This window comes from Acinetobacter sp. NIPH 298 (genome assembly GCF_000369505.1).
Lineage (GTDB): Bacteria > Pseudomonadota > Gammaproteobacteria > Pseudomonadales > Moraxellaceae > Acinetobacter.
This window is the reverse complement of the sequence record NZ_KB850055.1, coordinates 1685320-1697091: the sequence shown is the minus strand read 5'-3', so window position 1 is coordinate 1697091 and position 11772 is coordinate 1685320. Positions and strand designations below refer to the sequence as shown.

10 protein-coding genes are annotated in these 11772 nt (G+C 39.1%); 2 read left to right on the top strand and 8 right to left on the bottom strand.

The genetic code is table 11. The features are described 5' to 3' along the window. Positions 1 to 37: 37 nt before the first annotated feature. The 6 genes from F903_RS12945 to gloB all read right to left on the bottom strand — a co-directional run bounded on the left by F903_RS12945 (position 38) and on the right by gloB (position 7624). A complete protein-coding gene (locus F903_RS12945) occupies positions 38 to 2887 on the bottom strand; it encodes a sensor domain-containing protein (protein WP_005197612.1) in 2850 nt (949 codons plus the stop codon). Positions 2888 to 2995: 108 nt separating this feature from the next. Next, on the bottom strand, positions 2996 to 3718 hold the full coding sequence (locus F903_RS12940; RefSeq protein ID WP_005197610.1) for a 16S rRNA (uracil(1498)-N(3))-methyltransferase: 723 nt from the start codon (positions 3716 to 3718) through the stop codon (positions 2996 to 2998). A 22-nt stretch (positions 3719 to 3740) separates the two neighbouring features. Next, entirely contained in the window at positions 3741 to 4577 is an 837-nt protein-coding gene (gene metF / locus F903_RS12935) for a methylenetetrahydrofolate reductase [NAD(P)H] (RefSeq protein WP_005197609.1), read from the bottom strand. Between the two features lie 134 nt (positions 4578 to 4711). Then, the gene (gene ahcY / locus F903_RS12930) at positions 4712 to 6094 is read right to left on the bottom strand and encodes an adenosylhomocysteinase (RefSeq protein WP_005197607.1); all 1383 of its coding nucleotides are present in this window, start codon (positions 6092 to 6094) and stop codon (positions 4712 to 4714) included. Between the two features lie 293 nt (positions 6095 to 6387). Further along, entirely contained in the window at positions 6388 to 6594 is a 207-nt protein-coding gene (locus tag F903_RS12925; protein ID WP_004670577.1) for a hypothetical protein, read from the bottom strand. 298 nt (positions 6595 to 6892) lie between these two features. Further along, positions 6893 to 7624: a hydroxyacylglutathione hydrolase gene (gloB, locus tag F903_RS12920; protein WP_005197605.1), complete on the bottom strand. Its 732-nt coding sequence runs from the start codon at positions 7622 to 7624 to the stop codon at positions 6893 to 6895. A 522-nt stretch (positions 7625 to 8146) separates the two neighbouring features. Between gloB and F903_RS12915 the strand changes: the two genes are divergently transcribed. Together F903_RS12915 and F903_RS12910 are read left to right on the top strand one after the other, a co-directional pair. Continuing rightward, complete coding sequence (locus F903_RS12915; RefSeq protein WP_005197604.1) at positions 8147 to 9130, top strand: hypothetical protein; 984 nt, start codon at positions 8147 to 8149, stop codon at positions 9128 to 9130. Next, positions 9124 to 9990 carry an arginase family protein gene (locus F903_RS12910; RefSeq protein WP_005197602.1) on the top strand — a complete coding sequence of 289 codons (867 nt, stop codon included), beginning with the start codon at positions 9124 to 9126 and terminating at the stop codon, positions 9988 to 9990. The genes F903_RS12915 and F903_RS12910 overlap by 7 nt, the downstream gene beginning before the upstream one ends. Before the next feature lie 58 nt (positions 9991 to 10048). Here F903_RS12910 and F903_RS12905 read toward each other — a convergent pair whose 3' ends face one another. Beyond that, a complete protein-coding gene (locus tag F903_RS12905; RefSeq protein WP_005197600.1) occupies positions 10049 to 10744 on the bottom strand; it encodes a methionine ABC transporter permease in 696 nt (231 codons plus the stop codon). Continuing rightward, on the bottom strand, positions 10741 to 11766 hold the full coding sequence (locus F903_RS12900) for a methionine ABC transporter ATP-binding protein (RefSeq protein ID WP_004670582.1): 1026 nt from the start codon (positions 11764 to 11766) through the stop codon (positions 10741 to 10743). Before F903_RS12900 ends, F903_RS12905 begins: the two co-directional genes overlap by 4 nt. Positions 11767 to 11772: the final 6 nt, after the last annotated feature.

Below are 11772 nucleotides of genomic sequence, written 5' to 3'. Positions count from 1 at the left end.
AAATCCACCCTTAAATGGAAGTTTTTGCGGTTGACAGTTAGGTATGCTGTTGTAAATATTCAGTCGCATGTATCGCTGTTAATGGTCTAGCAAATAAGTAACCCTGCAATATGTCACAGTTTTGGCGTTTCAGATATTCGCTTTGCTGCTCAGTCTCAACGCCTTCAGCCACAACTTTTAGGCCAATCGTTTTACCCATTGCAATCATGGCATTAACTATCGCGTCTTGTTTTGCATCGCCGATTTTTGAGATAAAAGCACGGTCAATTTTCAGTGTGTCTATTGGGTATTCGGTTAAATAAGCAAGGGAAGAGTAGCCTGTGCCAAAATCATCAAGCGCTATTGAAATATGGCGTTGTTTGAGGGCTTGTAAAACGACTTTTACACTTTCTGTATTTTCTAGAAAAGCAGACTCGGTAATTTCTAACTCAAGATTCTGCCCTGAAATTGAATACTGAGCTAGGATAGTATCAATATCATGAAGTAGTTGCCCACGTAAAATTTGTTGTACCACGATATTGACCGCAATATGAATATCAGTGAAGCCGAGCTGCTGCCATATATGTAATTGCTTAGCTGCCTCATGCAGGACAAATTGCCCAATATCAGAAATAAGGCTGGTACTTTCTGCTAAAGGAATGAATATGTCAGGCATGATCAGACCCTTGGTTGGATGCTCCCAACGGATGAGGGCTTCGAAGCCATCAATTTGATCATTTTGGGCGATAATCTTTGGCTGATAATAAACGACGAGTTCGTTGTTTTGAATCGCTTTTCTTAAGTCGAGTTCTAAATCTGAATATTTGGCGGTTAGACTCGCTCTTTCATTTGAATAATAGCGAATGGTGTTCCCACCCAAGCGTTTTGCTTCGTTGAGGGCCTGTTCTGCATGGGTATTTAAATTATCAACTTGACGCCCATGCTCTGGAAACATTGCCACGCCTACAGAAATACTTACCAAATATTCTTGGTCAGAGATATAGAAAGGTTGGCAAAAGTTTTCAACAATATTATTGCATAGTTGATGAATAGGCGGATGTAATGGCGACATCTCATAAATAATGGCAAAATCATCAGCGCTTAAGTGTGCAACCAAAAGGGCATCGATATTGCTAACACGTAAGCGTTGAGCAACTTGTTTTAACAGTTCATTGCCCGCTTGATTGCTAATCAATTCATTTAATGTGCGGAAACGATCTATGTTCAAACGAATCACAGCAAGGTGCTGAATAGACGCGTCACTGATTAAATACTGATGAAGCTGCTGTTGATAATAAAAACGATTCGGCAGGTCTGTTAGCGTGTCGTAGTTGGTTAAATAAGATAAACGTTGCTCTTGATGTTTACGTTCGGTTTGATCCGAAACAATGCCGATATAATTGATGACTTGGTCTTGTTCATTTTTGACGGCATTGATATGAATCCATAGGAAACATGACTTTCCTGAATGATACGTCTCTTGAAACTCTCCTTCATACTCATATTCTTCGCTTAATGTGTCGAGTATCGAAAGTTGGAAGTTTTGATGATGCGGTTTATTTTGCTTGGTAATGTCAAACAAATGTTTATTTAAAATAGCTTGCTTATCTAATCCTGTCATTTGTTCGTATTTGGGATTAACTTCAACATAGTTGAACTGTTCGTCCAAAATAAATATACCTTCAGACGCTTGTTCAAACACACTGGCAGAAAGCTTCAAGCGTTCTTGATCTTTACGTTCTTGATTGATATCTCGATAGACACCAACCATACGTAAAGGTTTTCGATTTACAGGATCCCTTTGAATCACTTGCCCAACATCATGTATCCACGACCATTCGCCATTTGGACGCTTAATACGAAAAGTCTCTTCATATCGTGCTATGTGTCCATATAAATGACCGTATAAGGTGTTTTTTACACGTTCAACATCATCAGGATGGGTGATTTTGTGCAACAGCGCATAGTGGTTATCTGAGTCGCGCTTAACAGGTTTACTATGTGTGTTGGTTATTCCTATGGTCTGATTTTCTAGATTCCATTCCCAAGGATGGATACCCGCAGTTTCATGTGCAAAGGCAAGGTTTTGTCGGTGTTCTTCTAAGCTTTCATTCATTTGGGTGAGATCAAAAGTACGATCACGAACTTTTTGTTCCAATAAATGATTATTAAATTGTAATTGTGCTTCTATATCTTTGGATTTATTGATTTCTCGCTGTAGCTGCTGGCATAGTTCTTCAGTCCATTGATTATGTCGTTCAGAAACATCCATCAGTTGTTTGTTTTTTTCAAGTACGCCTGAAAGACGTTTATGGATTTTATAAGTTGCTTGTGCGCATAGTAATGTTGCAAAGAAAATTGAGTAATACGCGAGATAGAACAGCGTCTGGTGATGATCACCAAATAGAATTTGTGAAATAATGAGTGGAACAATACTGGGAATAAAAAATAATAAAAAATATCGAATATGTTGGGTTAAAAATGTAAGTGCAATGATATGTGATGTCGTGAGGAGCAAGGCGGTTAAGATTGAAATATGTGAGCTTGTTAGGCTAGGTACATCATGGATGAGATAATAATTAATAATGATGGAGTTAACGCCGAGCAATAAACCCGTAAAAAAACATATTATTTGGAATAAATGGTTGGTTCTTTTTAAGAAAAGTGGGGATGAGGTGTGTTGTAAAGAGAATCGACATAGAAAAAAGAACAGCAGAAAAACAATTAGAGTAATACAGATCCAAACAGTGAAAATGTTGGGACTAAAAGAGTAGAAAACACCAAACAACACATAATCTAAAAGACAAATACAGAGTACACTGAGCACAAAAGTACGGATATGGCTAGAACAATTGATCAAATCCGTATAAATAGGTGGCGGTGAATCTTGCTTTTGAACCCCAGACATACAACGAATAATCCTTTTCATTTTTCATGCCTACAGCTTTTATTTTTGTAAGCAGAGTTGAGTGCATTTAAATTAACGCTAAACCCAATGGAAAGCAATCCACATATATCATTTGATGGAAAAGTGATAGTTCAAAATAGACAAAGCCACAACCGGAGCAGTTTCAGTTCTTAAAACACGGTCGCCAATGCACCAGTTTTTGAACTGGTTTTGATTTGCAGTTTCGATTTCGGTTTCACTGAGGCCACCCTCAGGACCGATTAATAATGCTAAATCGGGTGAACTGTCTAATAATACATTTTCTTGAGTTTTGTTTGGTGCTAAAACAAAGCGAGATGGCGGGAGTTGGGCTGACTTGACCCAATCTATTAATGCGATAGGAGCTAACACCTCTGGAACTCTGTTCATGCCACATTGTTCACATGCGGCGATAGCGACAGATTGCCAATGCTCTAATTTCTTTTGATCACGATCGTACTTGAGTCGCATTTCGCAACGTTCGCTGGTCAAGAGTTGAATCGTTGTAACGCCAAGTTCAGTCGCTTTTTGAATCGCATAATCCATACGATCGCCTTTACTCATGACTTGACCTAAAATAATTTGAAAAGGGGGGGTGCGATCAATTGGATCAAAATGATCAACGGATACCAATGCATTTTTCTTATTGATTTCAGTCAGTGTTACAACGTATTCACCACCTTTTCCATTAAAAAAGATGGCTTGTTCTTGTTCTTTTGCACGTAATACCCGTACCCAATGGTGAAACACCGATTCCGTTAATTCAATGGTATTGCCAGTATTTAATTCGGTTTCGATATAAAAACGATTCATGCTTGGATTAGGCTCGTACAAATTAGTTTAAACCAAGATCAACAACTAGTTGTTGAGTCGGTTCAGTTTGGTTCATTGAATAGAAGTGAAGTGATGGTGCGCCACCAGCGATTAAACGTTCGCAGAGTTTCACAATAACTTCATGGCCGAATGCTTTGATACTTTTGCTGTCATCTCCATAAGCTGCAAGCTGCTTACGAATCCAACGAGGAATTTCTGCACCCGTACCATCAGCAAAGCGGATCAAATTACTCGCATTGGTAATCGGCATAATCCCAGGAGCAACGGGGATATTGACACCCGCTTTGTCAAGACGTTCCATAAAATAGAAATAAGCATCAGGATTAAAGAAGAACTGTGTAATCCCTGCATTTGCACCAGCGTGTACTTTTTCAACGAAACGTTGAATATCGACATCAAAGCTTTCGGCTTGGGGATGCATTTCAGGATAAGCAGCAACTTCGATATGAAAGTGATCACCAGAATATTCACGGATAAAGCGCACGAGGTCCTGAGCGTATGGAAGCTCACCTAGGCCAACCTGACCTGAAGGTAAATCTCCGCGTAATGCCACGATGCGATCAATACCTTGAGACTTGTATAAGTCTAAAAGCTCAGCAATACGTGTTTTATCATCACCAATACAAGATAGGTGAGGTGCAACAGGCGTACCACTGCCATTGAAATCATGAATTGCAGCTAAAGTTCGTTCACGTGTAGAACCACCAGCGCCGTAGGTAATCGAGAAAAACTCAGGATTCAATTGCTGTAATTCTTGGTGAACAGTACGTAGTTTCTCCGCACCTACATCAGTTTTAGGTGGGAAAAACTCAAAAGAAATAGGAACACGTTTGGTCATTTCAAATCCTTTTTTTTATTTCTTTTCACTTCCCCTAAATCCCCTCCTTAACGGAGAGGACTTTTTAATACTCATTAGGGTAACGAATATCACCTCTTCCTAAGGGAGAGGGCTAGGGAGACGGGTACTAAAACTTAGTATTTATAAGCGTCAGCTTTGAATGGACCTTCAACTGGTACACCTAAGTAATCGGCTTGCACTTGAGTCAGTTGTGTTAACACACCACCAAAACCAAGGACCATGGCAGCAGCAACTTCTTCATCTAATTTTTTCGGAAGTACTTCTACACGGATTGCAGCTTGCTTTTGATCAGCAGGTAGATCTGCAAATTTCTCAGCGAACAAATGCATTTGACCTAATACTTGGTTTGCAAAAGAACCATCCATGACGCGTGATGGGTGACCAGTTGCATTACCAAGGTTAACCAAACGACCTTCAGAAAGAAGGATCAAATAATTACTTTCATCTTCTGAACGATATACTTGGTGTACTTGTGGTTTTACTTCAACCCACTTATAACCACGTAAATATGCTGTGTCGATTTCTGTATCAAAGTGACCGATGTTACATACGACTGCACCCGCTTTTAAGCTATCGAGCATTGCAGAATCACACACATGGTAGTTACCTGTTGTGGTGACAACAAGGTCAGTATTGCCTAATAGGTCTTGGTTGATGTCTTCTTTATTACCTGTTTGTACGCCATTTTTATATGGAGAAACAACTTCATAGCCATCCATACATGCTTGCATTGCACAGATTGGATCAACTTCAGTTACACGTACAATCATGCCTTCTTGACGTAAAGATTGCGCAGAACCTTTACCCACATCGCCATAGCCAATCACAAGTGCACGGCGACCAGAAAGTAGCATGTCAGTTGCACGTTTAATGGCATCATTTAATGAATGGCGGCAACCATATTTGTTGTCATTTTTCGATTTTGTAATCGAGTCATTCACGTTGATCGCTGGCACTTTAAGAGAACCATCTTTCCACATTTCCAACAGACGTTGAACACCTGTTGTGGTTTCTTCGGTAATACCGTGGATGCGTTCTAAAAGAGCAGGGTATTTTTCATGAACAAGTGCAGTTAAGTCACCGCCATCGTCCAAGATCATGTTGGCAGCCCAAGGCTGACCATTGACATTGATTTGTTGCTCTAAACACCAAACATATTCTTCTTCAGTTTCACCTTTCCAAGCGAATACAGGAATACCGCGCGCAGCAATTGCAGCAGCAGCGTGATCTTGAGTAGAGAAAATGTTACATGATGTCCAACGAACTTCAGCGCCTAACTCGATTAAAGTTTCGATTAAAACGGCAGTTTGGATTGTCATATGAATACAACCCAAAATTTTTGCGCCTGCAAGCGGTTTAGCCGCAGCATAACGCTTACGCAAACCAATCAAGGCTGGCATTTCAGCTTCAGCAAGTTTGATTTCTTTACGGCCGTAGTCAGCAAGTGAAATATCGGCAACTTTATAATCTGTAAATGAAGCATTCACCGCGTTCATCAGGATCTCCTAGAAAAAATAGTATGGATCGTTTTGTTCGCGGATGCCGTTGTCTTGGAAGCATTGCTTCTTACGCCGAGCCTAGCAAATTGATTTTTTGTGCCAATCAATTGTCGCAGCATCCCTCGACTAGGGCATTATCATACTTGGAAATCGGTTGAGTTCCAATGAAATTTTGAATGAGATGGTTAGAAAGTAGGGGATTAAATATAGGCAAATATATCATTAAAAAATTTATATAGATGCTTTAGGGTTTCTTATCCATTTGAAACCCTAAATTTTAAAACCAACCATTACGCTTTCAAGTGATCTTCAAATTCTTCACCGAGCTGCATTGCTAAAGAATTTCCAGATAAATCACAAGTGACTAAACCATATTCTTTTTTAAAGCTAAAAGTAAAACCGCGATTATCTGTCAGATTTTTAACTGAATATCCTAACTTTTCCAACCAAATACGAAAAGCCAATAAATTTTTTGCTTTAACAACTCTGTTTTTCATAGCCGAACTCCTTGTGAACCTGTATTCATTAATAAGGGTTGCTTAAATTTTTTTAAAGGGGGATTGCATAGATTTATTTTGCTACATGTAAATAATGTAAAAATAGAGTAATTTTTAAGTATTTTGTTCTAATTGCATTTGGTTTAAGTGTCTGTATTTAATTGTGAAAAATATATTTGTGTATTTGAGTAAGTGGTTTCAAACTTAAAAATAATTTAATTAAAAATGTAAAAAATAATTTCATTTTTCAGTTTGGTTCTATGTGAAAAATGAAATCATTTTTATTTGATCGAATCTATTAAAACTGATCTTTCAGGCTACGGATTCGAGCAAAATCCTCGGCACTCTCGGTGCGTAAGAAAGGGTTGGTTTCTAGTTCTAACTCAATGCTACTAGGTAGCGTGATTTGATCAGATTCTCTTAATGCTTTGACCTGTTTTATACGCTCTTGTAGTGCAACATTGTTCGGTTCAATGGTGAGCGCAAACTCAGCATTTGCGAGCGTATATTCATGGGTACAATAGACTTTGGTTTGGATTGGCAACGCAGCTAGACGATTTAAAGAATGATACATTTGTTCTGCTGTACCTTCGAACAAACGTCCACAACCCATTGCAAACAGGGTATCACCGCAGAATAGACTGTCAATTTCCTCAATAAAATAAACGATATGACCTAATGTATGTCCCGGTGTCGCAATGATTTCAATCTTTAAATCATGGAAATTGAAATGGTCATTGTGTTGAAGCGGATTTGAGATGAAAGCAATTTTACTCAATTCGTCACGCGGACCGTATACGGGAAGATTATTGTTTGCGGATAACTCTGCTACACCATTGGTATGGTCGGGATGCCAATGGGTGAGCCAAATTTGCTTGAGTTGTAACTGGTGTTGTTCGCAGAAATCACTGACCAGACTGGCTTCAGTAGGGTCGATTGCAATAACTTCATTTGAGCGAGTATCTTCCAATAACCAGATATAGTTTTTTAAGGCATTTTTTACGTCAATTACATGAATCTTATAATGCATAGCCGATTCCTAAACCTTTCGTCATGTGGTTATTTGAAGCTGTCGATAAACGCTTTTTAGAGCTCCTAGTGTAAGTGTAAATGCGTAACAGTGCAAAACTGCTGATGATGAACATCGCGTAAATATGACTTTTTTGGGCAAATTTTGACAGCTTAAATCAGGGTGGATTTTTATCATTGACAAGCTTGGTGTTTTACATAAAGATGAGATAAAAGGCATATAAGTTAATGGTTTATATTGTATTTAATGGTGTTAAATAGATCGCATATTAGACGGTTTTCATAAATCGGTTTTGTTTCTTCTTGTGAGAGAAATACAAAGAGGGTATGAATAATTATGAAAGAGCTCTATTCAATATAATTGAAATGAAGGGATTTATCCTGTTTAAGTATTGAATGTTGATTTAGGCTAGGGGGATGTGCCATTTGCTAAGATGGCATTGAAAAAGACAAGCCATTGTAAATAAATATAATTTAATGAGCGTAGAGCGGGAATAAATCACGATAAGACAGAGAGGGAATCATGTCAGATTTGGTCGATCATGAAGTGGTCGTTATCTTTAGAAAATATTTATGTCCTCTATCTGCCAAACTTACAGAAATGCTCAATGAGCACTTTAGTCATCAAACGGAGCGGCGTGGTTGTGGATATACCCAAGCAACACGTGTGATCGCAGAATTTGTTTCGCAACCTCGCGATGCGCTTGGTTTCCAGGATTTTCGTATTTTTGAAGATTATGAAACTAAGGCTTTGAAAAGTATTTTGAATCAAGCATCTTCCTATGGTTTGGAACTAACGAGTTGGCGGAACCTAGATATAAACTCAGATGTCCAGCAATGCTTAGTGCGTTTGACTCCACAAGAATTATTTGCGAAAAACTTGCAGCAGCAAGTCGATTTTCAAGCGAAGCTCAGAAGCATTCATCAATATGCCGAGCTGGAGGAAAGCGTACTGATTTGTCAGTTATTGGCAGATATTATTCTTCCTCAAAGTGCCAAAAATGGCTTGATTGAATGCAATGCTTTGCCAGAAAAGCCTAAAGTGGGTTCTTGTCCAATGGCTGAAAAATTCTTTCTTCGAATTGCACATCATCGGTTGCTTAGACAGGGCGAGATAAATATTTTTGTTGATGAGCATGAACAACCGATTATGATGGAAAAAATGAATATGGGGGACAATCACTCCTGTATTAGCCTTGTTTCATTATTGATGAATGGAGTTCGTTTACCTGCAGGCAGCCTTTTTTCAGCAAATTATGAAATTGAGCCATTAGAAAAGCATCAAAATAAACACTATAAAGGACATGTGATTCCGATTTCTGCGATCAATGGGTTTTGGTTTTTGAGATTAACAACTTTAGCTGTTTCCCCTAAAAATCGTGCCCGTGCGTTTGGTTATCATTTTAAGCAACAGGTAGATAACGGATTGTTTAGACCTGATATCACTGAACTGGGGCAGCTTATGGAAATCGCTCAAGGTCAAATCTTTGTAGGACATCCATGCTAAAAGCTTGTTATTCACCACGCTATTATGCGCAAACGCATACCAATAGCATGGAAAAATTGACCGCAGTTGCGGATATGCTTCGTGCGAATAAGATGGCTGATTTGATTGATCCAGGTTTGATTGATGTTGAAATTCTTAAAAAATTACACAATCCTCAATATGTGGAAGCATTTGTTTCAGGTCAATCTAGTTTTGCGACGATCCAAGGCTTTAAACCTTGGAAAGTACAATTACGTGATGCAATTTTATCTATACAAGCAGGGCAACTGCTTGGCGCTAAAATTGCGTTAAAAGAGGGGATTGCCGCAAATATTGCGCAGGGGTTTCATCACGCCAGTTATGAGTCGGGCGCTGCCTACTGCACCTTTAATGGTTTGGCTTTAGTTGCGAAACAACATCCTGAAAAACGGATTTTTATTTTAGATTGCGATCAGCATGGTGGCGATGGCACAGCCGTATTTGCGAACCGAATGACCAACCTTGTGAATTTTGGAATCTTTGGTATTCGCTTCGGTTGTAAGGCGAGTGAACGCAGTTTGACTCGTTATATCCATCCTAAGCAAGGCAACTTTGATTTGTACCGTGAGGCTGTTTTAGAGGCATTTCAATACGCTTCACGCTGGGACGCGGATTTAGTTATTTATCAAGCGGGTATGGATTGTCACCAAAATGACCGTTATGGTTCAAAATGGTTTACGACAGAATTACTGTTTGAACGGGATCGTTTGGTCTTTGAAATGGCAAAGAAAATGAATATTCCATTGCTGTTTGTTTTGGCTGGCGGATATCAACCCTTAGCTGATCTCGTTCCTTTACATGTCAATACATTTAAGGCTGCGACTGAAATCTATTTTCCATAAAAATACTTGAGATAAAAAAAGCCCTCATATTGAGAGCCTTAAGCTGTTTACTCAATGATTAACGCATTTTTGCTAACCAATCACCAAAGGTTTGCACAAATTGAACCAACAATAAAAGCACGATCACGGTCAGAATCACAACACTACTATCAAAACGTTGATAGCCATAAGAAATTGCCAAGTCACCAATTCCGCCTGCACCGACCGCACCTGCCATTGCCGTTGCACCAATCAAGCTAATCGTTCCCGTGGTTAAGTTTAGAATAACTGAGCTTCGTGCTTCAGGAATAATAAATTTGAAAACGATTTGCCAAGGCGTTGCGCCCATTGCTTGAGCAGACTCAATGATTCCTTCATTGACTTCAAGTAATGAGGTTTCGATTAATCGACCTAAATATGGGCCAACATAAATGGTGAGGGGAACAATCGCTGCCCACGTTCCGATTGATGTTCCAACGAGGAATTTAGTAAATGGAATAACTGCGATTAGCAAGATAATGAAAGGAATCGAACGTAACGCATTGACGATTGGGTTGAGGAAATAATAAATCGCTCGATTTTGTAGGATACCACCTGTACGTGTCACTACTAAGGTGATGCCTTGGATGAAGCCCCAAATACAACCAAAAAGCAGTGAGAAGAATACCATTTGTAAGGTTTCTTGTAAGGCTGTCACAAATTGATCCATTGACAAAGAACTTTGCCAAAAAGGCGCAGTGATTTCAGTCAGCCAGTGTACGATAAAGTCTCTCATTGGCTTACTCCAGACGGTTCAACTTTGACACCTTGTTGCTCTAGAAATTGGATTGCTTCTTGGATGATACGTGGGTCACCGAGCAGTTGTATAAACATTTGCCCAATCACTGTACCGTTAATCTCGGTCATGTTGGCAAACAGAATATTCAAACTAATATCAAACTGTTTAATCACAGACTGAATCACGGTTTCTTGTGCTGATGTACCTAAGAATTGAAGGTTATAGATACTGTTATGGTGCTTGTGTTCGAGATTGTTGAGAATATTGATCGGCAGTTGTTGCTGTAATACGGTTTGGATAAAGGTTTTGGTTGTGGGATGTTGTGGTTGACTGAAAATCTCTAAGGTCGAACCTGTTTCAATCACTTTACCAGCTTCCATGACAGCAACGTAATCGCAAACTGATTCGATCACATCCATCTCATGGGTCACCATCACAATGGTAATATTTTGTTCTTGGTTAATTTTCTTCAACAACGCTAAAACAGATTTGGTGGTTTGCGGATCTAAAGCAGAGGTAGCTTCATCGCAAAGTAAAATTTTGGGATGATTGGCGAGGGCACGAGCAATACCCACACGTTGTTTTTGACCACCTGAGAGTTCGTCAGGGTAGGCATCTTTTTTATGTTTGAGATCAATGAAATCTAACAGTTCAGCTAAACGCTTTTCTCGTTCAGCTTTACGATGACCGAGCAATTTAAGCGGCATTTCAATATTTTCAGACACTGTTTTAGTTTGTAATAAATTAAAGTGCTGAAAAATCATGCCGATATTTGCACGTTCGTTACGAAGCGTGCGCGCATCCATCGCAGTAAAATCTTTTTGATGAATAATCACTTGCCCTTTAGAAGGGCGTTCTAGCAAATTAATCAAACGAATTAATGTACTTTTACCTGCGCCACTATAACCAATAATGCCAAAGATACTGCCTTCTGGGATCTCTAAATCGATTTGATCCAGCGCATTAATGGTTTGGCCATTTAGCTGATAGTGTTTGGAAATATTTTTAAATTCGATCATATCGTC